Source organism: Streptomyces sp. NPDC005303 (assembly GCF_040607335.1).
GTDB lineage: Bacteria > Actinomycetota > Actinomycetes > Streptomycetales > Streptomycetaceae > Streptomyces.
This window is the reverse complement of sequence record NZ_JBEXGM010000008.1, coordinates 68,226-95,036: the sequence shown is the minus strand read 5'-3', so window position 1 is coordinate 95,036 and position 26,811 is coordinate 68,226. Positions and strand designations below refer to the sequence as shown.

Here is a 26,811-nt window from a genome sequence, read left to right as displayed (position 1 = left end):
GCGGCGGATCTGTCCCGCTCGGTGGCCTCGGACGAGGGCGGTTCCACGGTCCCGGCCGGTCCGGTGGCGGCGGACTCGTCCCGCTCGGCGGTCCCGGGCCATCCTCGCTCGGCGGACCCGGACCACGGTCGTTCGGCCGTCCCGGATCGCGGGCGCTCCGCGGCCCCCGTGAGTCGCCGTGCGGAAGGCGTGACGGGGGAGGGCGGTGAGGCGGGTGCCGATGCCGCCCCGGCGTCCCCGGGCGGCGCCGTATCCGCCGCCGCCTCGAAGACTGCTGCCCCCGCAGCCTCCACCAGTGACACCGGTGTCTATCCCGAAAGCAGGGCCACGTGCTGACCGTCGACTTCTCCAGGTTCCCGCTCGCGCCGGGCGACCGCGTCCTGGACCTCGGCTGCGGGGCCGGCCGGCACGCGTTCGAGTGCTACCGGCGCGGCGCGCAGGTCGTGGCCCTGGACCAGAACGCCGACGAAATCCGCGAGGTCGCCAAGTGGTTCGCGGCGATGAAGGAGGCCGGGGAGGCCCCCGAGGGCGCCACCGCGACGGCCATGGAGGGCGACGCGCTGGCGCTCCCCTTCCCCGACGAGTCCTTCGACGTCGTGATCATCTCCGAGGTGATGGAGCACATCCCCGACGACAAGGGCGTACTCGCCGAGATGGTCCGGGTGTTGAAGCCGGGCGGGCGGATCGCCGTCACCGTCCCGCGCTACGGCCCCGAGAAGGTCTGCTGGGCATTGTCCGACGCCTATCACGAGGTCGAGGGCGGCCACATCCGCATCTACAAGGCGGACGAACTGCTCGCGAAGATCCGTGAGGCCGGCCTGAAGCCCTACGGCACCCACCACGCGCACGCCCTGCACTCCCCGTACTGGTGGCTGAAGTGCGCGTTCGGCGTCGACAACGACAAGGCGCTGCCGGTGCAGGCGTACCACAAGCTGCTGGTCTGGGACATCATGAAGAAACCGCTGGCCACCCGGGTCGCCGAACAGGCGCTCAACCCGCTGATCGGCAAGAGTTTCGTGGCCTACGCGACCAAGCCGCACCTGCCGCGGGTGGCCACCTCGTGACCACTCCCCGGACAGAACACCTCGTCCTGCCCGGGGTCCTCACCGCCGAGCAGGCCGCCGCGACCGTCGCCGGGATCCTGGCCGTGCAGCGGGAGGACGGGGCGATCCCGTGGTTCCGCGGACACCACCTCGACCCGTGGGACCACACCGAGGCCGCGATGGCACTGGACGCGGCGGGCGAGCACGAGGCCGCCGAGCGCGCCTACGAGTGGCTCGCACGGCACCAGAACGAGGACGGTTCCTGGTACGCCGCGTACCAGGACGGGCAGTTCACGGAGGTCACCGACCGCGGGCGCGAGACCAACTTCGTCGCCTACATAGCCGTAGGAGTGTGGCACCACTACCTGTCCACCGGCGACGACATGTTCCTCGACCGGATGTGGCCGACGGTGTACGCGGCGATGGAGTTCGTGCTGGAACTCCAGCAGCCGGGCGGGCAGATCGGCTGGAAGCGGGAGGACGACGGCAGGCCCGTCACCGACGGGCTGCTCACCGGGTCTTCCTCGATCCACCACGCGCTGCGCTGCGCGCTCGCGATCGCCGAACAGCGCGAAGAGGCGCAGCCCGACTGGGAGTTGGCGGTCGGAGCGCTCCGGCACGCGATCCGCCGGCACCCCGAACGCTTCCTCGACAAGGACCGCTACTCCATGGACTGGTACTACCCGGTCCTGGGCGGGGCGTTGACCGGTGCGGAGGCCAAGTCCCGTATCGAGGACGGCTGGGAGCGGTTCGTCGTACCCGGTCTCGGGGTGCGCTGTGTCATCCCCAACCCGTGGGTGACGGGCGGGGAGTCGGCCGAACTCGCCCTGGCCCTGTGGGTGACGGGCGAGTCCGACCGGGCCCTGGAGATCCTCCAGTCCATCCAGCATCTCCGGGACGCGGAGAGCGGGTTGTACTGGACCGGGTACGTGTTCGAGGACGGGGCGGTGTGGCCCCGGGAGCTGACCACGTGGACGGCGGGGTCGCTGCTGCTGGCCGTCGCCGCGCTGGGCGGCCACGAGGCCACCTGCGCGGTGTTCGGCGGGGAGCGCCTGCCGCTGGGGCTGGACCCGGACTGCTGCGCCTAGCAGCGCGGCTTCCCCCGCGCTGCCAGGTGCCGGGCTCGCCCTAGTGGCGGTGGGCCCGGTTGGCGATCGCGTGGCCCACGAACAGGTAGACCACCGCTGCCAGTCCGTAGCCCGCGACCACTCGGGCCCAGGCTTCGTCGAAGGTGAAGAGGTTGTAGGACCAGCCGGCGAGCCAGCGAGCGGCGTCGTGGATGAACTGCACGAAGTCGTTCGCACGGTTGGCGTCCAGCAGGTACATCAGGATCCACAGGCCCAGGATGAGGGCCATGATGTCGGCGACGACCGCTATGACCGTCCCGGCTGAGTTGGCACCACGGCGCGTATGAGTGGACATGGTGTTCGAATGGCCGCGAATTCTCGGCCGAAACCTGGCGTCACGCGTTGAGCTCCGCCAGCACCCGCAGCGACTGCCGGTCCGGGGCCAGCGCCAGCAGGTCCGTCACCGGGCCCTTGCGCCACGACTCCAGTCGCTCGGCGATGCGTTCACGCGGGCCGACCAGGGAGATCTCGTCGGCGAACGCGTCCGGTACCGCGAGCACCGCCTCCTCGCGGCGGCCTTCGAGGAACAGCCGCTGGATCCTGCGCGCCTGCTCCTCGTACCCCATGCGGGCCATCAGGTCGGCGTGGAAGTTGCGGGCCGCGTGGCCCATTCCGCCGATGTAGAAGCCGAGCATCGTCTTGACGGGCAGCAGCCCCTCGGCCACGTCGTCGCAGACCCGCACCTGGGCCATGGGGGCGACGAGGAACCCTTCCGGGGCTTCGGCGAGCGAGGCCTCGTAGACCTCTGGCCGGTTCGGCGACCAGTACAACGGCAGCCAGCCGTCGGCGATCCGGGTGGTCTGGGCGATGTTCTTCGGCCCCTCGGCGCCCAGCAGGATCGGCAGGTCCGCGCGCAGGGGGTGGGTGATCGGCTTGAGCGCCTTGCCGAGCCCGGTGGCATCCTCGCCCCGGTAAGGGTGGGAGTGGAAGCGGCCGTTCACCTCGATCGGCGCCTCACGCCTGAACACCTGCCGTACGACGTCGACGTACTCCCGGGTCGCGGTCAGCGGCGACTTGGGGAAGGCGCGGCCGTACCAGCCCTCGACGACCTGCGGTCCGGACAGCCCGAGGCCGAGCATGACCCGCCCGCCGGAGAGATGGTCCAGGGTGAGGGCGTGCATGGCGGTCGTGGTCGGGGAACGGGCTGCCATCTGCGCAACCGCCGTCCCCAGCCTGATCGTCGACGTCCGCGCCGCGATCCAGGTGAGCGGGGTGAACGCGTCCGATCCCCATGACTCGGCCGTCCACACCGAGTGATAGCCGAGCCGCTCCGCCTCCTGGGCCAGCGGCACATGGTCGGGGGAGGGGCCGCGGCCCCAGTAGCCGAGCGCAAGGCCGAGTCGCACGAAGCCTCCTGACGATCCGTCAGATCATTGCAACCGCTCGCGAATGTACGGCAACGGCCCCCCGCCCGGAAGGGGCGAGGGGCCGTCGTACGACCTCGAAGGACTCAGCCGCGCTGGATACCGCTCGTGTCCTGCAGCACGCCACGGCGGCCGTCCTGCGTCTGGGCGACCAGACCCGGACCGCGCTGCTCGACCGCCAGGTACCAGGTTCCCGGGGCGAGTTCGGCGATCGGCGTGGGTGAACCGTCCTCCGCGAACAGCGGACGCGGCACCGGCACGGCGAACCAGAACGGCGAGAACTCCGCGGCCGGCGGCTGGGGGGCCTGTGCCTGCGGCTGGGGCTGCGCACCGAAGGGCTGCCCCGGCTGCGGCTGACCGCCGTACGGCTGCTGTCCCTGCTGGCCCGGCTGCTGGGCACCCGGGTAGCCGTAACCACCGGGCGGCTGGGCGCCGTAGGGCTGCGGCTGGGGCGGCTTGGGAGCCGGGACGAGTCCGGCCTGCAGGGCGGGGACCAGGGGGGTGGCGACGGCGGCCGCCGCCATCACCAGAGTGGCGACGAGAGCGAGGATCAGGCCGATGCCGGCGCTGACGGCGTTCGAACTGGAGCCGTAGTCCGCGGCGCTGAGCGGGTCGAAGACGTTCCCGAGCGCGCTCCAGGCGGCGAAGACCGTGAAGGCGGTGCCGACCTGGCCGAGGTCGAGGCCCGCCGGCTTGGGGAGCGACAGGCCGCGCGACACGACGACGAGGGCGGCCCCGATGATGCCCGCGAGGACGACCCCCATCACGACCGGACCGCTTGCCCAGGCGCTGGGGAGGTCGGCATCGTCGGAGACTCCGTCGACCGAGTACAGATCAAGGAACGACGCGATGAACAGCAACACCGCTGCACCGATCACCACGCCGTCGCCTCGAGTGAGGGAGCGGATATTCACTTCAAGTCCTTCGTAGGTCGTCTCGTCGTCGGTAGACCCTATCGTCCGCCCGGGCGGAGCGTACGACAGGATCCGCGCGCTGATCGTCACCCGCGCAGGAATCTCACGATTCCCTCAGAGATCCCTTGCGCCGCCTTCTGCCGCCACGCCTTGCTGGTGAGCAGCGCGGCGTCCTTGCTGTCGCGCATGTTGCCGCATTCGATGAACACCTTGGGAACCTTCGACAGGTTGAGGCCGCCCAGGTCGGTGCGGGTGTCGAGACCGGTGCCGTGGCCGATGTAGTTGGAGGGCCTGGTGTTCGTCGCGTGGCGGAAGTCGGTCGCGATCAGTTTGCCGAGTTCGGCGGAGGGGGCCACGATCCGGCGGGTGTCGGCGATGCCCTGGTGGACGCGGCCCGGGAGGATCACGTGGTAGCCGCGCTGCCCCGCGCCCGCGCCGTCCGCGTGGATCGACACCACCGCGTCGGCCTTCGCCCTGTTGCCGATCCTGGCCCGCTCGTCCACACAGGGGCCGAACGGCCGGTCGCCGTCCTGCGTCAGCTTCACCGTCGCGCCCTGCCTCTGCAGCAGGGTGCGCAGCCGGTGGGCGACGTCGAGGGTGAACTTGGCCTCGGCGTAACCGGAGTTGGTGGACGTCCCCGTCGTGTCGCACTCCTTGCGGTTCGTGCCGATGTCCACCTTGCGGTTGATCTCGGCCGGGTGCCGGAAGTTGGTGGGGTTGTGCCCCGGGTCGATGACGACGACCTTGCCCCTGAGCGAGGCGGACAGTCCCTTGTCGTCGGCGGTGGTGGAGGAGGCGGTCGGCGGAGCGCTCGCCCGCGGGCTCGCCGCGGCCGCCGTCCCGTTGCCGTCGGCCGCCCCGCTCACCCCCGCGTACACCAGCCACCCGAGCAGCGCGCACGGCACGAGCACGGCGAGGGAGAGGGCCAGCGGCCGGCGCCGGGGGCGGCGGGGCTGGGGGGAATCGAATTCAGGGCCTGCGTACGACACGACTGCGACTCTAGCCCCGACCTCAGATCCCCGCCCGCGTCCGCCGCAGCACCCGCAGCGAATCGGTCGCCGAGACCTCCGTGAAGGCACCGGAAGCAAGGGCCCGGAGATACACGCGGTACGGCGCCTGCCCGGTGAACTCGTCCTCCGGATCCGGGAACACGTCATGGATGACGAGCAGCCCGCCCTCGGCCACGTGCGGGGCCCAGCCCTCGTAGTCGGCGTTCGCGTGCTCGTCGGTGTGACCGCCGTCGACGAAGACCAGACCGAGCGGGGAGCCCCAGATCCTCGCGATCTGCGGCGAGCGCCCCACCAGAGCGACGACATGCTCCTCCAGCCCGGCCCGGTACAGGGTCCTGCGGAAGGTCGGCAGTGTGTCCATCACCCCGAGCTCGGCGTCGACGGTCTCCGGATCGTGGTACTCCCACCCCGGCTGCTGCTCCTCGCTGCCGCGGTGATGGTCGACGGTCAGCGCCACGACCCCGGCCTCCCGGGCCGCGTCACCGAGCAGGATCGCCGAACGGCCGCAGTACGTGCCGACTTCCAGGAGCGGCAGCCCGAGTCGTCCCGCGTCCAGGGCCGCCTCGTAGAGGGCCAGCCCCTCGCCGACCGGCATGAACCCTTTCGCGGCCTCGAAGGCGGCGAGGATCTCGGGCTTGGGTGCGGCCGCGGCCATGGGGTTCCTCCCGGTCGTACGTGTGGGCAGACGTCGTACGACCGCCGTGCCGCCGTACGCCCTTCCGGTCCCCCATGCTGCCGCACTCTCCGCGCGACGGGGGACAGGGGGTGAGGAACCTGTCGGGAGGGCGCATGACGTTCGCGGGAGCGGCGGGGGTCAGCCCCGGCCGTCGTGCGGACGGGGTACGGGCGCCGTCGGTCCTACGGCCTTCCGGGCCCCGGACGGGCACGCGCACGCGTACCTGCCTTGGGGGGCGGGTACGCGTGCGCGTGCCGGTTTCGTGTCGGTCAGGCCGTGACCGTCTCGCCCGGCAGGGCCAGGTCCAGGTCGATCGGCCGGTCGTCGCCCGTGTGGGTGGCCGACGAGGCCAGGGGCCCGTGGCCGGTGGCGCGGGCGGCGAGGACGTAGGCACCCTGGGCGGGGACGGTGAGGACGTACGAGCCGTCGTCGGCGGAGAGTGTGGCGCCCGCCTGCCGGCCCCGCGGGTCGATCAGCGTGACCTTGGCGCGGGCGACGGGAGCGCCGGAGGCGTCCAGGACACGGCCACGAAAGCCACGCAGGACCTCGTCGGCGCGCTCGATGGCCTCCTCCTCCTCGCTGGTGGCCCGCAGCTGCGGTGCCTTGTTCGCCTTCGGCAGGAACAGTGCCATCAGCAGTCCGACGGCCACCGCACCGGTCGCGATGAGGAAGGACACCCGGAAGCCGTGCATGGTCGGTATCGCGACGCCCCCGACGTTGTTCGCCGTGTTCGCCAGCACCATCCCGATCACGGCGCTCGACACGGAGGTACCGATGGAGCGCATGAGGGTGTTGAGCCCGTTCGCCGCACCCGTCTCCGACGCGGGCACCGCGCCGACGATCAGCGCGGGCAGCGAGGAGTAGGCGAGACCGATGCCCGCGCCCAGCACCACCGCGATGACGAGGCTCTGCCAGGCCGCGCTCATGAGGCCCAGGCCCGCGCCGTAGCCGATCGCGATGATCAGCATGCCGAGGATGAGGGTGAACTTGGGGCCGTACTTCGCCGACAACCGGGCGTAGACCGGCGCGGTGAACATCATCGTCAGGCCCAGCGGAGCGACCAGGAGCCCCGCGACGACCATCGACTGGCCGAGGCCGTAGCCGGTCGCCTTCGGGAGCTGGAGCAGCTGGGGGAGGACGAGCGAGACGACGTAGAAGGAGACACCCACCATGATCGAAGCCAGGTTGGTGAAGAGGACCGCCGGACGGGCCGTGGTGCGCAGGTCGACCAGCGGGGCCTTCATCCGCAGCTCCATGACGCCCCACAGGACGAGGACGACCGCGGCGGCGCCGAAGAGGCCGAGCGTGGTGCCCGAGGTCCAGCCCCAGTCGCTGCCCTTGGTGATGGGCAGGAGGAAGAGGACGAGACCGGTGGAGAGGCCGATCGCGCCCAGCACGTCGAAGGTGCCCTCGGCGCGCGCCGGGGACTCCGGTACGACGAGGAGGGTGAGGACGATCGAGAGGGCGCCGAGGCCCGCGGCGCCGTAGAAGAGCGCGTGCCAGTCGGCGTGCTGGGCGATCAGGGCCGCGAGCGGCAGGGCGAGGCCGCCGCCGACGCCGATCGAGGAGCTCATCAGGGCCATGGCCGAGCCGAGCTTCTCGCGGGGCAGCATGTCGCGCATCAGGCCGATGCCCAGGGGGATCGCGCCCATGGCGAAGCCCTGGAGGGTGCGGCCCGCGATCATCGTGAGCAGGTCGCTGGTGAGCGCGCTGACCAGGGCGCCCACGACCATCACGGCGAGGCTGAGGATGAGCAGGCGGCGCTTGCCGTACAGGTCGCCCAGGCGGCCCATGATCGGGGTGGCGACGGCGCCCGAGAGCAGCGTGGATGTCAGGACCCAGGTGGCGTTGCTGGGCTCGGTGTCCAGCAGTTGCGGCAGGTCCTTGATGACCGGGACGAGCAGGGTCTGCATCACCGCGACCACGATGCCCGCGAAGGCGAGCACCGGGACGACAGCGCCGGACGCTCTCCGGGTGGGCTGGTCGGTCGGCGTGTGCGTCATGTGAGGGAGGCCTCCGGGCCTGGAAGATCGGCTTACGTGTGGCTTGAACTACGTATGCATGGGCAACTATTCCGATGCTTCGGCGTACTAACGATTTCTTTATATTCTCTTGGGAAAGCGGAACCCGGGTTGAGAGCATGACGGCCATGCTGGAAGCCGCCGAAGTCGCCCGCAGACCCCGCCGTCCCCGCTCGACGCCGCCCGCCTGGCTGGTGGTGGCGCTGGCGTGCGCGGGCCAGTTCCTGGTCGTCCTCGACGTGTCCGTCGTCAACGTGGCGCTGCCGTCGATATGCGCCGACCTGGGCATGAGCGCGTCAGGGCTGCAGTGGGTGGTGAACGCCTACTCCATCGCCTTCGCCGGCTTCATGCTCCTGGGCGGCCGCGCCGGTGACCTCTACGGCCGCAAGCGGATGTTCCTCGTCGGCCTCGGGCTGTTCACGGTCGCCTCACTGGCCGGCGGCCTGGCCCAGCAGGACGGCGAACTACTGCTCGCCCGGGCCGTGCAGGGCCTCGGCGCCGCGGTGCTCGCCCCCGCGACCCTGACGATCGTGACGTCGGCCGTCCCGGAGGGGCCCGCGCGGGCCCGGGCCATCGCCACCTGGACGGCCGTCGGAGCGGGCGGCGGCGCGGCCGGCGGCTTCTTCGGCGGACTCCTCGTCGACGCCCTGTCCTGGCGCTGGGTGCTGCTGATCAACGTGCCGGTCGGCGCATTGGTCCTGCTGGGCTCGCTGCTGTGGCTGACCGAGAGCCGCAACGGGGCCGGCCGCCGCCTCGACCTGCCGGGAGCACTGCTCGTCACCGGCGGACTGGCGGTGCTGGCGTACGGCATCTCGCAGACCGAGGCCGAGGGATGGACGGCGGCCGCCACCCTGGTCCCGCTGGCCGTCGGGCTCGCGCTGGTCGCGGGCTTCCTCGTCGTCGAGTCGCGTACGACGGCCCCGCTGATGCCGCTCGCACTGCTCAGGGTGCGCGCGGTGGCCTCGGCGAACGCGGCGATGTTCCTGAGCGGCTCCGCCCTGTTCTGCACGTGGTACTTCATCACGCTCTACGCCCAGAACGTCCTCGGGTACTCCCCGCTCCAAGCCGGACTCTCCATGCTGCCGAGCTCTCTGGCGATCGTGCTCGGCTCCAAGCTCGCACCCCGCCTCATGCACCGGCTCGGGGCGCACCGGGTGGCGGCTCTGGGGACACTCGTCGCGCTGACCGGTTACGGCTGGCAGTCGACGATGACCTCGGACGGCGGCTACCTCACCTCGATCATGGGCCCCGGAATCCTGATGATGCTGGGCGCGGGCCTCGCCTCGACCCCGCTCGCCTCGCTGGCCACGTCGGGAGCGGCGCCCGGAGAGGCCGGGCTGGTGTCGGGGCTGGTCAACACCTCGCGCACGATGGGCGGCTCACTGGGACTCGCGTTCCTGTCGACGCTCGCGGCGGCCCGGACGGGGGGCGCGGGCTCGCCGGAGGCGCTGACGGAGGGGTACGCCCTGGCGTTCCGGGTGGGGACGGGGATGCTGCTGGCCGCAGTGGTGCTCATGCTGGTGTGGCTGCCCCGGAGGATTTCGGTGACGTGAGGCAACGGTCCGGACCGCTCATGGACTCCTTCAGACATCTAGGAGGTGCCCATGGGGGATCGGAAACAGGCTCGGGACGATGAGTTCCAGAGCTTTGTCATCGGCCGCTGGCCGCGGCTGATGAGGACGGCATTTCTCCTCACGGGGGAGCAGCACGCCGCGGAGGACCTGGTCCAGACGACACTCGAACAGGCCTATGTGGCCTGGCGCAGGGTCGGCTCGGCGGACGATCCGGAGGCGTACGTACGGCGCGTGATGATCAACGCGCACGCGCGCAGGCACCGCAGGAGGCTCAAGGAGTTCCTGGCGCGGGGTGACGACTCGGGCCTGGTGCGCGAGATCGCCGACACGGGTGACCGCATGGCCCAGGCCGACGACCGCAGCGCCCTGCTGACGGCGCTGGCCCAACTGCCGCCACGGCAGCGGGAGGCGGTGGTCCTGCGGTACTGGGAGGACCTGACCGAGACCCAGACGGCCGAGGCGATGGGCTGCTCGGTGGGCTCGGTGAAGAGCAACGCGGCCAAGGGGATCGCGAAGCTTCGCGCCATACCCGGACTGGCCGACATGGTGACCCAGGGAGGGCGGAAGTGATGAGCGCGGACCGGGAGAAGAGCCACCACATGAATGACAGTGACATCGCCCTCCTGCTGGCCGACGCCGCCGACGAGGTCGAGATCGGCATAGCCCCCTACCAGGCGGTGCTCCGCGGTGGCCGCAGGCGCAGGGCCCGCCGCTGGGCGGTGGCCGCGGCCACCGCCCTGGTGCTCGCGGGCTCCTCGGCGACGCTCGCGGTGGCGGGGCTGCCGGGCGGCGACGGCGGTGGGGGAGCGGTGGCCACCCAGCCACCGGCCACCGGGACGCCCCGGGCGTTCGAGCCCGCCAACCGGACCACGCTGGCGACGGGCACGGAGAACGGCAAGCAGTGGCGGGTCACCCTGGACTCGTGGCAGGCGCCGGTCGACACCGCCGAGGCCCGGGCCACGATGAACGCGATGCGGGCGCACGGCGAGTATCCGCCCGACGTCCGGGGGGCCTCGGACCTGGTGGGCAAGATCGCGTACTTCGTGCACCTCGACTACGGCGGCGAGTCGAAGAAGGTCATGGAGAACACGGTCTCCGAGTCGGACAGCCTGACCGGCACGGACCTCATGTCCGGCTCTCTCCCCCTCGAACCCGGCAACACGAAGGACGTCCGTCTCGTCATCGGCTACGTCGCCAAGACCGCCCAGCGCGTCAACTGCGTCTGGACGAACGAGACGGCGACGGTGGTGGAGAAGGCCGGCTCCGCGACCGGAACCGACGTCCCCGCGATCCGGTCGCCGCAGGGCTCCCCCTACAACTGGTTCGTGTGCCTCGCGCCGAAGGGCGCCGAGTACAAGACGGCGGAGGTGATCGAGTAGGGCACGGCCGGGCTTACAGCCACCCCTGCTGCCGGGCCGCCCGTACCGCCTCCATTCGGTTGCGGGTGCCCGTCTTGCCGATGGCGGAGGAGAGGTAGTTGCGGACGGTGGACTCGGAGAGGTGGAGCCTGCCGGCGATGTCGGCGACCGTCGCGCCGTCCGTGGAGGCCTTGAGGACATCGCACTCGCGGGCGGTGAGGGGGTTCGGGCCGGCGCTCAGGGCGGCCGCGGCGAGGGCGGGGTCGATCACGGTCTCGCCGGTCAGCACTCGACGGATCGAAGCGGCCAACTCCTCGACGGGACCGTCCTTGACGAGGAAACCGGCGGCACCCGCCTCCATGGCCCGGCGGAGGTAACCGGGTCGTCCGAAGGTGGTCAAGATCAGCACCCGGCAGTCCGGCGCCTGGTCGCGCAGTTCGGCGGCGGCGTCCAGACCGCTCATCCCCGGCAGCTCGATGTCGAGCAGCGCCACGTCGGGGCGGTGCATGAGCGCCGCGTCCACGATCGCGTCCCCCGCCGCGACCTGGGCCACGACCTGGATGTCCGGTTCCATCCCGAGCAACAGCGCGAGCGCCCCCCGCATCATCCCCTGGTCCTCGGCGAGCAGCACGCGGATGGACTTGGCGGGCCGGTGATCCCGGGGCATCTCGTTCACGGCCCAAGAGTAGGGCGCGTCGGCGGGAGCGGTGGGGGTGCGACGTCGTTGCGCCGGAGCGCGCGGCTCACCGTCCTCATCGCCAACGGGCCGCGGCCCGAGCCGCCCGCCCCCCGCTCGTCTCCCACTCCCGCGCCGCGGTCTCCGCCGCATCCTGGAGAACCGAAGAGGGGACGGACCCGTACGGGCGTCACCCCGCCACCTCGCCGATCCGGGCCCCGCGCACCGCCCCCGCCGGCTCCCCGGACGGCTCCGGCGCCACCGACTCGACCGGCAGCTCGGCCCGCACCACGAATCCACCCCGTGGCCCCGGACCTGCCTCCAACGACCCACCGGCCGCGGCCAGCCGCTCGGCGAGCCCCTTGAGACCGGTGCCGCCGACGACCGGGATGGACACCGTGCCGGCGTTCTCACCCCCGCGCTCACGCACGGTCGGCGCCGTGCCCGCCGCCGTCCCCCGGCCGTCGTCCCAGACCCGCAGCCGTACCCGTTCCGCCGAGCCCCGTACGGAGATCTCGCAGCGCTCCGCCCCGCTGTGCCGTACCGCGTTGGTGACCGCCTCGCGGACCACCCAGCCCAGCAGGACTTCGGTCTGGGCGGCGAGCGGGTGGCCGGAACGGTGGACGACCGGCTCGATGCCCGCGGCGCGCAGGGCCGAGGCGGCCAGGTCGAGGTCCGCGCTGAGGCTGCCCTCGCGGTAGCCGGTCACCGCCTCGCGGATCTCGGTGAGCGCCTGGCGGCCCACCGACTCGATGTCGGAGACCTGGACGAGCGCCGCGTCCAGATCGCGGGGGGCGAGGCGCCGGGCCGCCTCCGACTTCACCACGATCACCGACAGCGTGTGACCGAGCAGGTCGTGCAGATCGCGGGAGAACCGCAGCCGTTCCTCCTCGACCGCGCGCCGGGCCAGCTCCTCGCGGGCCTCCCGCAACTGCCGTACCGCTTCGGACAGGGACATGATCGCGGCCGTCACCATCGTGGAGATCCAGGTGGCGTAAGCGGTGTCGAGTCCGCCCCAGCCGTCCCGGAAGACGGAGGCCGCGCCGGCGACCACGGTCAGGACAGCACCCACCCACCGCAGCTGCGGCAGCCGCACGACCGCGCCTGTCGCGAGTCCCAGCAAGGGGAAGAACAGCAGCCAGTTGCCGCCGTACCCCACCGCCAGACCGCAGGTCACCAGTCCCATCAGCACCAGGGCCACCCGAGTGGAGACCGCGTCCCGGGTCTGCTTGTGGAAGGCGCGGAAGGCGACGTAGATGTAGAGCGAGTTGAACGTGAGCAGCCCCAGGCCGCCGATCCACGGGTTGGAGGCCTCGCCCTGGAAGAGGTTGGAGAAGGCGCCCATCCCCAACAGCAGCCACGGCAGCAGACCGAAACCGCTGCCCAGGCCCGCCTTCGTGGGGACCTCCCCGGCCTTCTCCGCGGCCTTGTACTCGGCGTTGAGGCGTTTCTTGTTCGCCTGGTAGTACCGCTGGTGCTCCCGCCCCTGGCGGGCCGCCTCGCGGATCTCGTCCACACGGCACGAGAGCTTGCGCGACCAGAACATGACCGTTCCTCCACTCAGAGGCTGCCGGCGTGCCGCCGGTACGACAGAACAGCGTACGAACCGAACGGCGGCAGCCATGCTTCCCGTTTCCGTCCCCTGTGTCATGCCGACGACGCTACGCATCGCGGACCTCGCCCGGCAGAGGCGCATGTACGGACTCGGGCAGTACAAATGTCACGGCCCGAACCCGGGAACCAGCACACCTGACACTCGCACCTGACACACCGTCAGGAGCCTTCACAACTGCGTCGGGCTCGGCTATACAGAGGGCGCCGGACTGGAACGCGTTCTAGATCGGCCCGCGACGACCTCGGTGCGGCCGACGGTGCGGACGGCCGTACCGAGGTCTTGACCGAGCCCCTGTCAGGAGCCGTATGCCCATCGACGCAGCCAAGGCCCTCGCCGCCGAACCCCGGACCGGCGAGATCTCCTGGAACTCCAAGGACGTCCAGCTCTACCACCTCGGCATCGGAGCAGGCGTTCCCGCCACCGACCCCGACGAACTGCGCTACACCCTCGAATCGCGGCTGCACGTCCTGCCGAGCTTCGCCACGGTGGCGGGCTCGGGATCACCGGGAGTGATCAGCGGCCTCTCCATGCCCGGCATCGACGTCGATCTCGCCAAGGTCCTGCACGGCGGCCAGTCACTGGTCATCCACCGCCCTCTCCCCGCCCAGGGCACCGCGACCGCCACCCACCGCATCGCCGCCGTCCACGACAAGGGAAAGGCGGCCGTCCTGGTCATGCGGACCGAAGTCGCGGACGCCGAGGGCCCGTTGTGGACCAACGACGCTCAGATCTTCGTCCGCGGAGAGGGCGGCTGGGGTGGCGACCGGGGCCCCTCCGCCCGCCTCGAACCCCCAACGGGCGAACCCGACCGGACCGTGGAGCGCACCGTCCGCGAGGACCAGGCCCTGCTCTACCGACTCTCCGGCGACTGGAACCCGCTGCACGCCGACCCGGAGTTCGCCAAGGTCGCCGGGTTCGAACGGCCCATCCTGCACGGGCTGTGCACCTACGGCATGACGCTCAAGGCGGTCGTCGACACGCTGCTCGGCGGGGACGTGACCCGGGTGCGGTCTTACGTCACCCGGTTCGCCGGGGTCGTGTACCCGGGGGAGACCCTGCGGATCCGTATGTGGCACACGCCGGAGTCCACCCGGGTCGCCGTCAGTGCCGTGGAACGCGACGACGCGCCGGTCCTCGCCGACACCGTCGTCGAACACTCCTGAACCCAGAACGCCGTACGAGGGGAGCCGCACCATGCGCGCAGCCGTACTGCACGAGATCGGCCAGGAAAAGCTCGAAGTCCACGATGACGTCGAGGCGGTGGCCTTCGGGCCCGGCAGGGTGCGGATCCGGGTACGGGCCACCGGACTGTGCCACTCGGACCTGTCCGCGATGGCCGGGGTCCTCCCGCAGCCGGCACCCTTCGTCCCCGGGCACGAGGGAGCGGGCGAGATCCTCGAAGTCGGTGAAGGCGTCAGCCACTTGAAGGCGGGCGACCGGGTCGTTGTCTGCTGGCTGCCCGCCTGCGGAGCGTGTCCCGCGTGCAAGCGCGGCCAGACCGAGCTGTGCCTGGCCGGGTTCATGAACGCGGGAACCCCCAACTTCCGGCGTCCCGGCGGTGATGTCTTCGGCTTCGCGGGCACCGGCACCTTCGCCGAGGAGGTCGTCGTCGACGCGGGCTGCGCCGTGCCGATACCCGACGACGTGCCCTTCGACATCGCGGCACTGATCGGCTGCGGGGTCACCACCGGGCTCGGGGCCGCGCTCAACACGGCGGACGTGGAGGCCGGTTCGTCGGTCGCCGTCATCGGCTGCGGCGGTGTCGGCATCTCCGCCGTCCAGGGCGCGCGGCTCAAGGGCGCCGCCGAGATCGTCGCCGTCGACCCGGTCGCCTCACGCCGCGAGGCCGCCCTGAAGTTCGGCGCCACCCGGGCCGTCTCCCCGGACGAACTCGCCGACGCCAAGCAGCAGGTCACCGCCGGTGAGGGCTTCGACTACGTCTTCGAGGTCGTCGGCAGGTCGGCGACCGCCCGCACGGCGTACGAGAACACCCGGCGCGGCGGCACCCTCGTCGTGGTCGGCGCGGGCGCCATGGACGACTTCCTCCAGCTCAACATGTTCGAGCTGTTCTTCGACGAGAAGCGCATCCTGCCCTCCATGTACGGCGGCGGGGACGTCCTGCGCTCCTACGAGCGGACCATCGCCCTGTGGCGAGCCGGCCGCGTCGACCTGGACGGCCTGATCACCCACCGGGTGCCGCTGAGCGAGATCAACGAGGCGCTCGACCAGATGCGCACGGGGACCTCACTCCGCACCTGCATCGAGATCTGAGGGCCGCGATGACCGTGCCACTGCCACTTGAGGGGCTCGCGGCGATCGTCACCGGCGCCGGCCGGGGTCTGGGCCGGGCCGAGGCGCTGGAGCTGGCCAGGCTCGGCGCCGCCGTGGTCGTCAACGACTACGGACAGCCGGGCCGGGACGGTTCCGGCGAGGCCTCCGCGGGACCGGCCGAGCAGGTCGCCGAGGAGATCCGCGCCGCGGGCGGACAGGCCGTCGCCCACACCGGGGACGTGGCCGACCACCAACAGGCGGGGGAACTGGTCGGGTCGGCGATCGCCGAGTTCGGCAAGCTCGACATCCTCGTCAACAACGCGGGCATCCTGCGCGACCGCATGGTCTTCTCCATGACCGAAGGCGAATGGGACGCGGTGATCCGCGTCCACCTCAAGGGCCACTTCAACACGACCCGGTTCGCGGCCGCGCACTGGCGCGAGCGGTCCAAGGCGGCGGGCGGGCCGGTGTACGGCCGTATCGTGAACACCTCCTCGGAGGCGTTCCTCGCCGGGTCCGCCGGACAGCCCAACTACGCGGCGGCCAAGGGCGGGATCGTCGGACTCACCACCTCGACGGCCCTCGCGCTCGCCAAGTACGGCGTCACCGCCAACGCCATCTGCCCGCGCGCCCGCACCCGGATGACCGAGGACGTCTTCGCCGGGTTCGAGCAGCCGGAGTCGGGACTCGACCCCCTCGCCCCCGAGCATGTCGCCCCGCTCGTCGGCTACTTGGCCTCACCGGCCGCCGAGCGCGTCAACGGCCAACTGCTCGTCGTACACGGCGGGATGGTCGTCGTCGTCGAACGACCGCGGGTGCAGGCCAAGTTCGACAGCAAGCAGGAGACGTTCACCTACGACGAACTCGACGAGCTGCTCACCCCGCACTACGCGCGCCGGCCGGCCGGGGAGATCTTCGCGGCGGCCGAAGTGCTGGGACTCAAAAGGGACTAGAGAAGCGCTGGGGCCGGACACGAGGCGGCCCGCTCCTCGTACGAGGAGCGGGCCGTGTGTCGTCGTCTGCGCTCAGGCCGCGGCCTCGGTCTGCTCGACCGACTTGCGGTGACGGCCACGCGGGGCCGTGTCGCTGTCCTGGACCGAGACCGGGCCCCGGTGCTTACCGTGGCCCGTGGACTCCTGGACGTCGGCAGTCGACTGGTTCGTGCTGGCGTCGCTCATGGAAGTAATTCACCCCGTCAACATGATCTTTCTTACAGCGGGGGGAGTTTAACCGGCACACCACGGGGCGAATCCAGGCGGCCGGGCCAACCGGCACTACTTCGTTACAAGATTGCCCAACGGGGCTTGCTGCAAGGGCACAGGGCGTGCCACGACAGGCTCCGGAGGGTCCGGTTCGGGCGACCGCGCGACCGTACCGCCGCCGCCCTCCGAACCCTCCGGGCCCGCGTCCCCCGCCCCCGTTTCCCCCGTCGCCCCCGTTCCCCCCGGACCCTCCGCTTCCCCTGCGAGGGTCCCGCTCCCCGAGGCCGCCGCCCACCGCGCCACCCCGCACGGCGCGTCCGCCGTGGCGTACGGCAGGAGCAGCTCCCCGTCCTCGGTCCACAGCCCGGCACCCGCCAACCACCCCTGGGGCGCCGGGAGATGCTGGACCTGTCGGGCGGCGGGCCGCCACACGCCCACCCAGCTGCCCGTCGGACCGTCGACACGCAGAGCCACCCCGCAGCCCTCCGGCATCAGCACCTGCCCCGGCTGGATCGCGAACGGAGTCAGCGCGCAGTCCGGGACCCGCAGGCACTCCGGGAAGCGCACCGGCAGCGAGCTGCCCAGCACCCCCCAGCCCAGCCGCGCGCGCCCCGGCGACGGCGCGTCCGAGGAGATCAGCAGCAGCCCGCTGTCCGGGTCGGCGAGCAGCAGCCGGTCGTCGCTGCCGTCGGTGATCTGCAGCAGCGGGGACACCTCCCCGGCACGCTCCAGATCGACCACGACCGCCTTGGTCCGCCCGCCCACCTCCCGGTCCAGGGCCAGCATCCGCCCCGCCCGGTCCAGCCACACCCCGCCCGAACAACGCCCCGGGATCTCCGCGAGGTGCTCCGGCCCGAAGGCACCCCCGGCCACCAGCCACACGGCACTGGAGCGCGGGCCCACGGCGAGGGCGTAGGCCTTCTCGCCGCCCGGCGCCGGCGGCAGCAGCCGCAGGACCGTTCCGTCCGCCGGGCACTCGACCGCGCCCAGCGGCAGCTCGCCGGTCTGCGGACCCGTCGGGTAGAGCAGCGAGAAGGCATGCCGCCGGTCTGCGAACCGCCTGATCAGCACCCGCCCGTCGCCCATCGGCTGGACCTCGGTGCCGGGCTCCTCGGGCTGGTTGCCGGGCAGCGGCACCGCGTAGGGCTCGGGGCCGTCCAGGGTCCAGCGCTCCGGGAACCAGCAGTCGCCGTCCCGGGCGAGACGGGCCGCGTAGGAGCCGTCGACGGTGATCACACATGCGGTCCGCGGGGTCGTGCCGTCCTCTGTGATCACGTACTCGGGGGGCGGTGTCTCCCGGTCCCCGGTCATCGCGCGTTCCGTCCGCGGTGTCTCCCCGTCGTCGGTGATCGCGCGCTCCGTCCGCGAGGTCTCGCCGTCCCCGTCTTCCCCGTCCCCGTTCTCCCCGTCCCCGTTCTCCTCGTTCGCCGCCGCGGGTTCGATGGCACAGGCCGTCATCGTCCGGTCACCTCCGGCGACGAAACTAGTTTTCGCACGCACAGACGTGGGACGGGCGGGCCTCCGCTTCACACAAAGGGGTGGCCCAGGAACGATTCGCCTGAGGAAACCGGGGCGACTGTGCTGAGTGCGACGGCCATGGACGGCTCAGGTTCAGCGGGACAGACCAGGCAGGTAGCCTTTCCCCGTGCCCCGTCTGTCTGAAGTCATCGCCGCGCTGGAGAACCTGTGGCCCGCCGAGCGGGCCGAGTCCTGGGACGCGGTCGGCACCGTCGTGGGCGAACCCGACCAGGAGGTCACGCGGGTCCTGTTCGCCGTCGACCCGGTCCAGGAGATCGTCGACGAGGCGGTGAAGCTGGGCGCGGACCTGCTGGTCACCCACCACCCCCTCTACCTGCGCGGTACGACGACGGTGGCGGCCTCGCACTTCAAGGGCCGGGTCGTCCACACCCTCATCAAGAACGACATCGCGCTGCACGTGGCCCACACCAACGCGGACACCGCCGACCCGGGCGTCTCGGACGCGCTCGCGGGCGCGCTCGACCTCCGGGTCGTACGGCCGCTGGTGCCGGACCCGACGGATCCGGAAGGACGCCGGGGCCTGGGGCGCGTGTGCGAGCTGGACCCCCCGACGACCGTCCGCGAGCTCGCCGCGCGCGCCGCCGCCCGCCTGCCCGCCACCGCGCAGGGCATCCGCGTCGCCGGCGACCCCGAGGCCATTGTCCGCACGGTCGCCGTCAGCGGCGGCTCCGGCGACAGCCTCTTCGACCAGGTCCGCGCGGCCGGCGTCGACGCCTTCTTCACCGCGGACCTGCGCCACCACCCGGTGTCCGAAGCCCGCGCCCACAGTCCTCTCGCGCTGCTCGACGCGGCGCACTGGGCCACCGAGTGGCCCTGGTGCGAGCTGGCCGCCGCCCAGCTCGACGAGATCTCCGACCGCCACGGCTGGAACCTGCGCGTGCACGTCTCCAAGACGGTCACCGACCCCTGGACCAGCCACTCCCCTTCACCTGGAGCCCCCAACTGAACGCCGCGCCCGCCGACCAGATCCGACTCCTCGACGTCCAGGACCTCGACGTCCGCCTCCAGCAGCTCACCCACAAGCGCAGGTCGCTGCCCGAGCACGCCGAGATCGAGTCGCTCACCAAGGACGCCACCCAGCTGCGCGACCTGCTCGTGGCGGCCCAGACCGAGGAGAGCGACACCGCCCGCGAGCAGACCAAGGCCGAGCAGGACGTGGACCAGGTGCGCCAGCGCGCCGCCCGCGACCAGCAGCGCCTGGACTCCGGTGCCGTGACCTCCCCCAAGGACCTGGAGAACCTCCAGCGCGAGATCACCTCCCTCGCCAAGCGCCAGGGCGCCCTGGAGGACGTCGTCCTCGAGGTCATGGAACGCCTGGAGTCCGCGCAGGAGCGGGTGGCCGAGCTGACCGGACGCGTCTCCTCCGTCCAGTCGAAGATCGAGGACGCGACCGCCCGCCGGGACGCCGCCTTCGAGACCCTTGACGGCGAGATCGCCTCGGTGACCAAGGAGCGCGAGGTCATCGCCGCTTCCATCCCCGCCGACCTCCTCAAGCTCTACGAAAAGCTCCGCGAGCAGCAGGGCGGCGTCGGCGCGGCCAAGCTGTACCAGCGCACCTGCCAGGGCTGCCGCCAGGAGCTGTCCATTACGGACTTCAACGAGGTCCGCGCGGCCGCGCCCGACACCGTGGTGCGCTGCGAGAACTGCCGTCGCATCCTGGTGCGCACGTCCGACTCCGGCCTGTAAGGGGCATCGGCGTGCGGGAGTTCATCGTCGAGACCGACGGCGGCTCGCGGGGCAACCCCGGGCCGGCCGGCTACGGCTCCGTGGTGCTGGACGCGGCGACGGGGGAGACGCTGGTCGAGACGTACGAGTACCTCGGCGTCGTCACCAACAACGTCGCCGAGTACCGGGGACTGCTGGCGGGCCTGCGCGCCGCGCATGACCTGGACCCGTCCGCCTCCGTGCACGTCCGCATGGACTCCAAGCTCGTCGTCGAGCAGATGTCGGGACGCTGGAAGATCAAGCATCCGGACATGAAGCCGTTGGCTCTGGAGGCCGGGCGGGTGTTTCCTCCCGGACGGGTCACGTACGAGTGGATCCCGCGCGAGCAGAACAAGCACGCGGACCGGCTGGCGAACAAGGCGATGGATTCGGGGGCGTCGGCGAGTTCGGTACGGAAGCCGGCCGCCGCCGAGGTCGAGTCCAAGGCCGGGGCCGACGTACGTGCCGCCAAGGCCGTGGCAAGCCCCGGTTGGGCCCCGGCCGACATGGGCGCGCCCGCCACCTTCGTGCTCCTGCGCCATGGGGAGACCCCCCTGACCCCCCAGAAGCGGTTCTCGGGAAGCGGCGGCACCGATCCGTCCCTGTCCGACGTCGGCAGGGAACAGGCCAGGAGGGCCGCCGAAGCCCTGGCCGAGCGGGGCACGATCCAGCACATCCTCGCCTCGCCCCTGACCCGCACCCGGCAGACCGCCGCCGCCGTGGCCGACCGGCTCGGTATCGAGGTCACCATCGAGGACGGCCTGATCGAGACCGACTTCGGCGCCTGGGAGGGCCTCACCTTCGGCGAGGTGCGCGAGCGCTACCCGGACGACCTCACCACCTGGCTGTCCGACCCGGAGGCCGAACCCACCGGCGGCGGCGAGAGCTTCGCGGCCACGGCGACCCGGATCGCGGCGACCAGGGACAAGCTCGTCGCGGCGTACGCGGGCCGCACGGTCCTGCTCGTCACCCACGTCACCCCGATCAAGACCTTCGTACGCCTCGCCCTCGGCGCCCCGCCCGAGTCACTGTTCCGCATGGAACTCTCGGCGGCGTCCATGTCGGTGGTCGCGTACTACGCCGACGGCAACGCGAGCGTGCGGCTCCTCAACGACACGTCACACCTGCGGCCGTAGCGCCGACGCCTCCCGGGCCAGCGTCTCGACCCGCCCCCAGTCCCGCGCGGCGACCGCATCCTCCGGGAGCATCCAAGTCCCGCCCACACAGCCGACGTTGGGCAGGGACAGATACTCGGGTGCGTTCCCCGCACCGATGCCTCCGGTAGGACAGAACCGAGCCTGCGGCAACGGCCCGGCGAGCGACTTCAGATACGCCGTACCGCCCGCCGCCTCCGCCGGGAAGAACTTCATCTCCGTCACGCCCCGCTCCAGCAGCGCCACGACCTCCGAGGTCGTCGACACCCCCGGCAGGAAGGGCACCCCGGACCCCCGCATCGCCTCCAGGAGTACGTCCGTCCAGCCCGGACTGACGAGAAAGCGCGCGCCCGCCGCCACCGACTCCCTCACCTGCTCGGGCGTGATGACGGTCCCGGCACCGACCACCGCGTCCGGCACCTCCTCGGCGATCGCGCGGATCGCGTCGAGCGCGACGGGCGTCCGCAGCGTCACCTCGATCGCGGACAGCCCCCCGGCGACCAGGGCGCGCGAGAGCGGTACGGCGTCGGAGGCGTCCGCGATGACGACGACGGGGACGACGGGCGCGAGGTCGAGCAACGAGGCATGCGAGGTATGCGACGCATGCGAGGCGTTCGAGGAGGAGGCCATGGCGTCATCCTGCCGAGGCGATGCGCTGTGCGCAAAGGCCATTGCAATATCTGCAACAGCCAGTCAGTGGATCTCGTCCACCAGCACATCCAGCGCCCACGCCTGCCCGGCCTTCGCGGGAGCCTCGGCCTCCACCACGTACCCGAGCTCGCGCAGCGCCTCGACCAGCTCGGCCGGCCCCTTGGGGGAGACCCCCGCCGAGAGCAGGCTCCGCACCATCCGCCCCTTCGTCGCCTTGTTGAAGTGGCTGACGACCTTCCGCGTCGGCGCGTGCAGCACCCGCACGGTCGCCGTCCGCCCCGCGACCTCGCCCTTCGGCTTCCAGGCGGCCGCGTAGGCGGAGGACCGCAGATCGAGCACGAGCCCGTTCCCGGCGGCCTCGGTGAGGACGGAGGCCATCGGCGTACGCCAGTGCGCGCCCAGCGCCCCGAGTCCCGGCAGCTTGACGCCCATCGAGCACCGGTACGACGGAATCCGGTCGGTCGGTCGGACCGCTCCCCACAGCCCCGAGAACACGAGCAGCGAACGCCCCGCACGCCTCTTCGCGGCCGCGTCGAGGGAGGCCAGGTCGAGGGCGTCGTAGAGGACACCGGTGTAGATCTCCCCGGCGGGCCGCGCCCCGGCGGTCCTGAGCTCGACGTTCTTCGCGACCTCGCCGCGCAGTCCCTCGCTCAGCCCGAGCACCTCGCGGGCCTTCTCCTCGTCCGCGGCGCACAGCTCCACGAGCGCGTCGAGGACGGCCTCCCGGCTCTCGTTGAGCCCCGGCAGCGACAGCGACTCCAGCTTCAGCGGGGCGCCACGACCGGAGGACGCCTTGCCTTCGGAGGGAGGCAGCAGGACCAGCACGGAACATCTCCTTCTGTTGAGCTCCGGACAGCGTACGGGGCCCGATCTGCTTACCCTCGCTGTATGCCCCGCCGCCGCATACGTGTGACCGACGTCCCGCTACGGGCCGCCTTCGCCGCCTTGCGCACCGAACTCGGCGTGCCCTCGCAGTTCCCGCCCGAGGTGCTGTCCGAGGCCGAACGGCTCCCTGGGCCGGGGGCTCACGCCGACGCGACCGACATCCCCTTCTTCACCATCGACCCGCCCGCCTCCACCGACCTCGACCAGGCGATGCACCTCTCCCGCCGCGGCACCGGCTACCGCCTCCGGTACGCCATCGCCGACGTCGCCGCCTTCGTCGTACCGGGCGGCTTCCTCGACGCGGAGACGCACCGGCGGGTGATGACCCTGTACTTCCCGGACACCCGCATTCCGCTTCATCCCCCGGTGTTGAGCGAGGGCGCCGCGAGCCTGCTCCCGGACCAGGTCCGCCCCGCCGCCCTGTGGACGATCGACCTCGACGCGGAAGGCCGTACGACCGCGGCCGACGTCCGCCGGGCCCTGGTCCGCAGCCGGGCCAAGCTCGACTACGAGGGCGTGCAACGGGCGATCGACTCGGGCACGGCGGAGGAGCCGCTTGAGCTGCTTCGCGTCGTCGGCGAGCTGCGGGAACGGCTGGAGGTCGAGCGTGGGGGCATCTCCTTGCGGGTCCCCGAGCAGGAGATCGTCGAACGAGAGGGCACGTACGAGCTCATGTACCGCGCCGGGGTGCCCGCCGACGGCTGGAACGCCCAGATCTCCCTGCTCACGGGCATGGCGGCGGCGGACCTGATGCTCGCGTACGGCACGGGAGTGCTCCGCACCCTCCCCGCCGCCCCGGACGGCGCGGTGGGCCGCCTCCGCCGCACCGCCCACGCCCTGCGCATCGACTGGCCGCACCATGTGTCGTACGCGGCGCTGATCCGTTCCCTGGACCCCGGGATCCCTCACCACGCGGCGTTCCTCCAGGAGTGCACGACGCTGCTGCGGGGCGCGGGTTACACGACCTTCCGCGACGGTGTCCTCCCTGACATCACCACCCACGCGGCTGTGGCGGCCCCCTACGCCCACTGCACAGCGCCCCTGCGCCGCCTCGCCGACCGCTACGCCTCGGAGATCTGCCTGGTGGCGGTGGCGGGGGAGCCGGTGCCGGGGTGGGTGGGGGCCGCGCTGGATGCCTTGCCGGGGGAGATGTCCGAGGGCGGCCGGCGTGCGGGAACGGTCGAACGGGCCTGCGTCGACCTCGTCGAGGCGGCCCTGTTGAAGGACCGGGTGGGGGAGGTGTTCGACGGCTGCGTGGTGGACGTCGACGAACACCGACCGACCGTGGGCACTGTGCAGTTGGAGACGCCTGCGGTGATCGGGCGGGTGGAGGGGGCGCGGCTGGAGCTGGGGGAGCGGTTGCGGGTACGGCTCACGGAGGCGGACCCGGGGGCACCGAGGGTGCGATTCGCGCCTGCCTGAGGCCATGCCTCAGTTCCCCGGGCAGTGGGCTCGTCGACTGACGTCGCTCATCGTCGTGTGCCACGATCGAGGGAACGGTTCCCGATCTCTCGGGCAGGTGATCTTCCGATGTCCCAGTCTGGCGAGCGACAGAAGGAGGGGCGTGACATGACTGCCATGGCCCACGAGCCGCTCACGCAGGAAGACGTCCTGCTGGAGGGCTTCCTCGCCCTGGACACACCGGAGGGTTTCCGGGCCGAGCTGATCGAGGGGGAGATCGTTGTGACGCCGCCGCCGGACGGGGAGCACGAGAAGTACATCAGCAGGCTCGTAAGGCAAGTGATCAAGCAGTCCCGAACTGACATGGACTTCTCGGGAAACAAGGGTCTCCGGCTGAGGAGCGGCGAAGCCTGTCCGAAGAACCACGCGGTCCCCGACGTTACGTTCGCACCTCTTGACCTAGACCTGTTTGCGCCCGCCGGATCCTGGATGCCCTGCGACGGCGTGGCCATGGTCCTGGAGGTGACGTCGACCAAGCCCAGGGCCGACCGTGAGGCCAAGCGCCGCTGTTATGCACGCGGCGGCATCCCGCTCTACCTCCAGATCGATCGAGAGGCCTCATCGGCCACGTTGTTCAGCGACCCGGAGAAGGACGACTATCGGGAGCACTGCACCCGCCCCTTCGGCAAGCCGCTCACTCTCCCCGACCCCTTCGCCTTCGACCTGGAGACCGCGGACTTTCTCTGAGCGCTGCGGCGTTGCAGCCTCTGAGCAAGACGGACAGGGGGACGGACCGTGGCGGAACAGGCACTGTGGACGAGAACACGGCTGGGCCGCTGCGGCCCCCCGCTGGACCTCCTGACGGCCCGCTTCGACCGGCACGTCTACGCTTCGCACACGCACGAGCAGTTCAGCATCGGCATCTGCGTCGGCGGCTCCGAGGTCATCGACTACCGAGGCGACCACCTCCGCCCCGGCCGGGGCTCCATCGTCGTACTGGCTCCCGGAGAAATGCACACCGGCCGCCCTGCCGCTTCCGACGGCTACGCGTATCGCGCCCTGTACCCCGACACTTCCCTCCTCACCGAAGGCACCCTCGGCGGCGGTCTCCCGTACTTCCCCGAGCCCCTCCTCGACGACCCCGAACTCGCCACCGCCCTCAGCCGCGCCCACACCGAACTCAGCGCCTGCCCCGACCCGCTGGAGACGGAGTCCCGCCTCCCGTGGCTGCTGACGGCCCTCGCCCGCCGCCACTCCACGGCCCGCGCGGCGAGCGACACGGTGCCGGGCGCCGCCCACATCGCCCACGCGGTACGGGACCGCCTGGCCGACGACCTCCTGGAGCCCCCCTCCCTGGCTCTGCTCGCCGCCGAGCAGGGCCTGTCCCGCTACCAACTCCTCCGAGCCTTCCGTACGACGATGGGGATACCCCCGTACGCCTGGCTGGCGCAGCACCGGGTACACCGGGCCCGCGGACTGCTGGAATCCGGACTCAAGCCGGCCGAGGTCGCGGGCCTGGTGGGCTTCGCCGACCAGGCGCACCTGACCCGCTGGTTCCGGCGGGTCCTCGGGGTCACCCCGGCGGCGTACCGCAACAGCGTTCAAGACGGCCGCCGCTGACGTGGCGAACATGGCCGCATGACTGCACGCGGCTGGTTCCTGTTCTCCCTGATGGGAGTGGTCTGGGGCATCCCCTACCTGTTGATCAAGGTGGCGGTGGATGCCCCGCTGTCCCCGTCGATGGTGGTGTTCACGCGCTGCGCGCTGGGCGCGGCATTGCTCCTGCCCTTCGCGGTACGGCAGGGCGGCCTGCCCGCCACCGTTCGCACCCACTGGCGCCCGATGCTGGCCTTCGCGTGCATCGAGATCATCGGCCCCTGGTGGACCTTGACCGACGCGGAACGCCACCTGTCCAGCTCGACAGCGGGCCTGCTGATCGCGGGCGTCCCGATCGTAGGAGTAGCCCTGGCCCGCTTCTTCGGCGAAACGGAGAGGCTGGGAGTGCGGCGCGTCGTCGGACTCGGCCTGGGCCTGGCCGGCGTAGGAGTCCTCACGGTCCCGCACCTGACCGGCGGGGACGCCCGCTCCCTGGCCGAGGTGCTTGCGACGGTGATCGGCTACGCGACGGCCCCCCTGATCGCCGCGCGCTACTTGAAGAACGTCCCCACCCTCCAGCTCATCGCCCCCTGCCTGGCCCTCGCGGCCCTGGTCTACGCCCCGGCCGCGGCGATGACCTGGCCGTCGGCGATGCCCTCCGCCTCGGTCCTGACCGCGCTGGCCACCCTGGGCGTGGTCTGCACAGCGGTCGCCTTCGTGGCCTTCCTGGAGCTGATCAAGGAGGCGGGCCCGACCAGGGCAACCGTCTTCACGTACGTCAATCCGGCGGTAGCGGTGGCAGCGGGCGCGATCTTCCTGTCCGAGCCACTGACGGCGACCATCGTCGTGGCCTTCACCCTGATCCTGGCGGGCTCGGTACTGGCGACCGCCTCCGGTCGGAGGGCCGCCACCCGCCCGGACCTGGGTCACTCCGAGGGGCGAGGCCGCGCAAAGCGACTCGTCCGCCGCGGTCCGGAACCCCGGCCGGACAGAGACGAGGCGCGCGCCCGGTAACATGGTCGACACGGCA

General features: G+C 71.6%; 27 protein-coding genes and 1 pseudogene. 16 read left to right on the top strand and 12 right to left on the bottom strand.

Translation table 11 applies throughout. The annotated features are described in order from the left end of the window. The 3 genes and pseudogenes from ABZT93_RS14660 to ABZT93_RS14650 all read left to right on the top strand — a co-directional run. Nucleotides 1-336 (top strand): annotated as a pseudogene (locus tag ABZT93_RS14660) (glycosyltransferase family 1 protein); the annotation flags it as partial. Further along, entirely contained in the window at nt 330-1,064 is a 735-nt protein-coding gene (locus ABZT93_RS14655; RefSeq protein ID WP_356103787.1) for a class I SAM-dependent methyltransferase, read from the top strand. The pseudogene ABZT93_RS14660 and the gene ABZT93_RS14655, both read left to right, overlap by 7 nt. Continuing rightward, a complete protein-coding gene (locus tag ABZT93_RS14650; protein ID WP_356103784.1) occupies nt 1,061-2,131 on the top strand; it encodes a prenyltransferase/squalene oxidase repeat-containing protein in 1,071 nt (356 codons plus the stop codon). The genes ABZT93_RS14655 and ABZT93_RS14650 overlap by 4 nt, the downstream gene beginning before the upstream one ends. Nucleotides 2,132-2,171: 40 nt before the next feature. On the opposite strand, the gene ABZT93_RS14645 is transcribed toward ABZT93_RS14650, so the two are convergent. The 6 genes from ABZT93_RS14645 to ABZT93_RS14620 form a co-directional block, all read right to left on the bottom strand. Then, nucleotides 2,172-2,465 carry a hypothetical protein gene (locus tag ABZT93_RS14645; protein ID WP_037721172.1) on the bottom strand — a complete coding sequence of 98 codons (294 nt, stop codon included), beginning with the start codon at nt 2,463-2,465 and terminating at the stop codon, nt 2,172-2,174. Nucleotides 2,466-2,505: 40 nt separating this feature from the next. Beyond that, a complete protein-coding gene (locus ABZT93_RS14640) occupies nt 2,506-3,516 on the bottom strand; it encodes an LLM class F420-dependent oxidoreductase (protein ID WP_356103782.1) in 1,011 nt (336 codons plus the stop codon). A gap of 104 nt (nt 3,517-3,620) precedes the next feature. Next, nucleotides 3,621-4,448 (bottom strand): hypothetical protein, encoded by an 828-nt coding sequence (locus ABZT93_RS14635; protein WP_356103779.1) that lies wholly within the window; start codon nt 4,446-4,448, stop codon nt 3,621-3,623. A gap of 86 nt (nt 4,449-4,534) precedes the next feature. Beyond that, on the bottom strand, nt 4,535-5,437 hold the full coding sequence (locus ABZT93_RS14630; protein ID WP_356103776.1) for an N-acetylmuramoyl-L-alanine amidase: 903 nt from the start codon (nt 5,435-5,437) through the stop codon (nt 4,535-4,537). 22 nt (nt 5,438-5,459) lie between these two features. Next, the gene (locus tag ABZT93_RS14625) at nt 5,460-6,113 is read right to left on the bottom strand and encodes a class I SAM-dependent methyltransferase (RefSeq protein WP_356103774.1); all 654 of its coding nucleotides are present in this window, start codon (nt 6,111-6,113) and stop codon (nt 5,460-5,462) included. A gap of 290 nt (nt 6,114-6,403) precedes the next feature. Further along, nucleotides 6,404-8,137, bottom strand: coding sequence for an MFS transporter (locus ABZT93_RS14620; protein ID WP_356103771.1), 1,734 nt, complete (start codon nt 8,135-8,137; stop codon nt 6,404-6,406). Between the two features lie 137 nt (nt 8,138-8,274). On the opposite strand from ABZT93_RS14620, the gene ABZT93_RS14615 reads away from it, so the two are divergent. The 3 genes from ABZT93_RS14615 to ABZT93_RS14605 are packed head-to-tail and all read left to right on the top strand — an operon-like array spanning nt 8,275 to nt 11,108. Next, nucleotides 8,275-9,708 (top strand): DHA2 family efflux MFS transporter permease subunit, encoded by a 1,434-nt coding sequence (locus ABZT93_RS14615; RefSeq protein WP_356103768.1) that lies wholly within the window; start codon nt 8,275-8,277, stop codon nt 9,706-9,708. A 51-nt stretch (nt 9,709-9,759) separates the two neighbouring features. Further along, nucleotides 9,760-10,299 (top strand): SigE family RNA polymerase sigma factor, encoded by a 540-nt coding sequence (locus ABZT93_RS14610; protein ID WP_356103765.1) that lies wholly within the window; start codon nt 9,760-9,762, stop codon nt 10,297-10,299. Between the two features lie 29 nt (nt 10,300-10,328). Further along, on the top strand, nt 10,329-11,108 hold the full coding sequence (locus tag ABZT93_RS14605; RefSeq protein ID WP_356103762.1) for a hypothetical protein: 780 nt from the start codon (nt 10,329-10,331) through the stop codon (nt 11,106-11,108). A 13-nt stretch (nt 11,109-11,121) separates the two neighbouring features. Here the strand turns inward: ABZT93_RS14605 and ABZT93_RS14600 are convergent, their stop codons facing one another. Next, entirely contained in the window at nt 11,122-11,754 is a 633-nt protein-coding gene (locus ABZT93_RS14600) for a response regulator transcription factor (RefSeq protein ID WP_356104248.1), read from the bottom strand. A 199-nt stretch (nt 11,755-11,953) separates the two neighbouring features. After that, a complete protein-coding gene (locus tag ABZT93_RS14595; protein ID WP_356103760.1) occupies nt 11,954-13,309 on the bottom strand; it encodes a sensor histidine kinase in 1,356 nt (451 codons plus the stop codon). Between the two features lie 374 nt (nt 13,310-13,683). Here ABZT93_RS14595 and ABZT93_RS14590 point away from each other — a divergent pair, with 374 nt between their 5' ends. Genes ABZT93_RS14590 through ABZT93_RS14580 form a run of 3 tightly spaced genes read left to right on the top strand, consistent with a single transcriptional unit; the run spans nt 13,684 to nt 16,602 of the window. Continuing rightward, nucleotides 13,684-14,541, top strand: coding sequence for a MaoC/PaaZ C-terminal domain-containing protein (locus ABZT93_RS14590; protein ID WP_356103756.1), 858 nt, complete (start codon nt 13,684-13,686; stop codon nt 14,539-14,541). A 31-nt stretch (nt 14,542-14,572) separates the two neighbouring features. Continuing rightward, complete coding sequence (locus tag ABZT93_RS14585; protein ID WP_356103753.1) at nt 14,573-15,649, top strand: Zn-dependent alcohol dehydrogenase; 1,077 nt, start codon at nt 14,573-14,575, stop codon at nt 15,647-15,649. Between the two features lie 8 nt (nt 15,650-15,657). Beyond that, nucleotides 15,658-16,602: a 3-oxoacyl-ACP reductase gene (locus ABZT93_RS14580; RefSeq protein ID WP_356103750.1), complete on the top strand. Its 945-nt coding sequence runs from the start codon at nt 15,658-15,660 to the stop codon at nt 16,600-16,602. A gap of 72 nt (nt 16,603-16,674) precedes the next feature. On the opposite strand, the gene ABZT93_RS14575 is transcribed toward ABZT93_RS14580, so the two are convergent. After that, the gene (locus ABZT93_RS14575; RefSeq protein ID WP_020116022.1) at nt 16,675-16,827 is read right to left on the bottom strand and encodes a hypothetical protein; all 153 of its coding nucleotides are present in this window, start codon (nt 16,825-16,827) and stop codon (nt 16,675-16,677) included. Nucleotides 16,828-16,923: 96 nt separating this feature from the next. Beyond that, entirely contained in the window at nt 16,924-18,309 is a 1,386-nt protein-coding gene (locus tag ABZT93_RS14570; protein WP_356103747.1) for a hypothetical protein, read from the bottom strand. 187 nt (nt 18,310-18,496) lie between these two features. Here ABZT93_RS14570 and ABZT93_RS14565 point away from each other — a divergent pair, with 187 nt between their 5' ends. From ABZT93_RS14565 to ABZT93_RS14555, 3 genes are read left to right on the top strand one after another with little or no spacing between them, the layout of a single operon-like run. Then, complete coding sequence (locus tag ABZT93_RS14565) at nt 18,497-19,336, top strand: Nif3-like dinuclear metal center hexameric protein (protein WP_356103743.1); 840 nt, start codon at nt 18,497-18,499, stop codon at nt 19,334-19,336. Further along, the gene (locus tag ABZT93_RS14560) at nt 19,333-20,076 is read left to right on the top strand and encodes a C4-type zinc ribbon domain-containing protein (RefSeq protein WP_356104245.1); all 744 of its coding nucleotides are present in this window, start codon (nt 19,333-19,335) and stop codon (nt 20,074-20,076) included. The genes ABZT93_RS14565 and ABZT93_RS14560 overlap by 4 nt, the downstream gene beginning before the upstream one ends. 11 nt (nt 20,077-20,087) lie before the next feature. Further along, on the top strand, nt 20,088-21,230 hold the full coding sequence (locus tag ABZT93_RS14555; protein WP_356103740.1) for a bifunctional RNase H/acid phosphatase: 1,143 nt from the start codon (nt 20,088-20,090) through the stop codon (nt 21,228-21,230). Here the strand turns inward: ABZT93_RS14555 and eda are convergent. Together eda and yaaA are read right to left on the bottom strand one after the other, a co-directional pair. Further along, nucleotides 21,213-21,878 (bottom strand): bifunctional 4-hydroxy-2-oxoglutarate aldolase/2-dehydro-3-deoxy-phosphogluconate aldolase, encoded by a 666-nt coding sequence (eda, locus tag ABZT93_RS14550; protein WP_356103738.1) that lies wholly within the window; start codon nt 21,876-21,878, stop codon nt 21,213-21,215. The genes ABZT93_RS14555 and eda overlap by 18 nt on opposite strands. A 63-nt stretch (nt 21,879-21,941) precedes the next feature. Then, a complete protein-coding gene (gene yaaA, locus ABZT93_RS14545) occupies nt 21,942-22,724 on the bottom strand; it encodes a peroxide stress protein YaaA (protein ID WP_356103736.1) in 783 nt (260 codons plus the stop codon). Between the two features lie 63 nt (nt 22,725-22,787). Between yaaA and ABZT93_RS14540 the strand changes: the two genes are divergently transcribed. The 4 genes from ABZT93_RS14540 (at nt 22,788) to ABZT93_RS14525 (ending at nt 26,795) form a co-directional block, all read left to right on the top strand. Then, the gene (locus ABZT93_RS14540) at nt 22,788-24,206 is read left to right on the top strand and encodes an RNB domain-containing ribonuclease (protein WP_356103733.1); all 1,419 of its coding nucleotides are present in this window, start codon (nt 22,788-22,790) and stop codon (nt 24,204-24,206) included. Nucleotides 24,207-24,353: 147 nt separating this feature from the next. Further along, a complete protein-coding gene (locus ABZT93_RS14535) occupies nt 24,354-24,932 on the top strand; it encodes a Uma2 family endonuclease (RefSeq protein ID WP_356103730.1) in 579 nt (192 codons plus the stop codon). 48 nt (nt 24,933-24,980) lie between these two features. Continuing rightward, complete coding sequence (locus tag ABZT93_RS14530) at nt 24,981-25,805, top strand: AraC family transcriptional regulator (protein ID WP_356103728.1); 825 nt, start codon at nt 24,981-24,983, stop codon at nt 25,803-25,805. Between the two features lie 18 nt (nt 25,806-25,823). Beyond that, nucleotides 25,824-26,795, top strand: a complete 972-nt coding sequence (locus ABZT93_RS14525) for a DMT family transporter (RefSeq protein ID WP_356103725.1) — start codon at nt 25,824-25,826, stop codon at nt 26,793-26,795. Nucleotides 26,796-26,811: the final 16 nt, after the last annotated feature.

Bases quoted from the DNA above. Each gene is read 5' to 3' on its own strand.
- ABZT93_RS14605 (WP_356103762.1), top strand. From the start codon at position 10,329: ATGAATGACAGTGACATCGCCCTCCTGCTGGCCGACGCCGCCGACGAG.
- ABZT93_RS14585 (WP_356103753.1), top strand. From the start codon at position 14,573: ATGCGCGCAGCCGTACTGCACGAGATCGGCCAGGAAAAGCTCGAAGTC.
- ABZT93_RS14610 (WP_356103765.1), top strand. From the start codon at position 9,760: ATGGGGGATCGGAAACAGGCTCGGGACGATGAGTTCCAGAGCTTTGTC.
- eda (WP_356103738.1), bottom strand. From the start codon at position 21,878: ATGGCCTCCTCCTCGAACGCCTCGCATGCGTCGCATACCTCGCATGCC.
- ABZT93_RS14525 (WP_356103725.1), top strand. From the start codon at position 25,824: ATGACTGCACGCGGCTGGTTCCTGTTCTCCCTGATGGGAGTGGTCTGG.
- ABZT93_RS14570 (WP_356103747.1), bottom strand. From the start codon at position 18,309: ATGACGGCCTGTGCCATCGAACCCGCGGCGGCGAACGAGGAGAACGGG.
- ABZT93_RS14590 (WP_356103756.1), top strand. From the start codon at position 13,684: ATGCCCATCGACGCAGCCAAGGCCCTCGCCGCCGAACCCCGGACCGGC.
- ABZT93_RS14575 (WP_020116022.1), bottom strand. From the start codon at position 16,827: ATGAGCGACGCCAGCACGAACCAGTCGACTGCCGACGTCCAGGAGTCC.
- ABZT93_RS14600 (WP_356104248.1), bottom strand. From the start codon at position 11,754: ATGCCCCGGGATCACCGGCCCGCCAAGTCCATCCGCGTGCTGCTCGCC.
- ABZT93_RS14625 (WP_356103774.1), bottom strand. From the start codon at position 6,113: ATGGCCGCGGCCGCACCCAAGCCCGAGATCCTCGCCGCCTTCGAGGCC.
- ABZT93_RS14645 (WP_037721172.1), bottom strand. From the start codon at position 2,465: ATGTCCACTCATACGCGCCGTGGTGCCAACTCAGCCGGGACGGTCATA.
- ABZT93_RS14540 (WP_356103733.1), top strand. From the start codon at position 22,788: ATGCCCCGCCGCCGCATACGTGTGACCGACGTCCCGCTACGGGCCGCC.
- ABZT93_RS14580 (WP_356103750.1), top strand. From the start codon at position 15,658: ATGACCGTGCCACTGCCACTTGAGGGGCTCGCGGCGATCGTCACCGGC.
- ABZT93_RS14615 (WP_356103768.1), top strand. From the start codon at position 8,275: ATGACGGCCATGCTGGAAGCCGCCGAAGTCGCCCGCAGACCCCGCCGT.
- ABZT93_RS14535 (WP_356103730.1), top strand. From the start codon at position 24,354: ATGACTGCCATGGCCCACGAGCCGCTCACGCAGGAAGACGTCCTGCTG.
- ABZT93_RS14620 (WP_356103771.1), bottom strand. From the start codon at position 8,137: ATGACGCACACGCCGACCGACCAGCCCACCCGGAGAGCGTCCGGCGCT.
- ABZT93_RS14595 (WP_356103760.1), bottom strand. From the start codon at position 13,309: ATGTTCTGGTCGCGCAAGCTCTCGTGCCGTGTGGACGAGATCCGCGAG.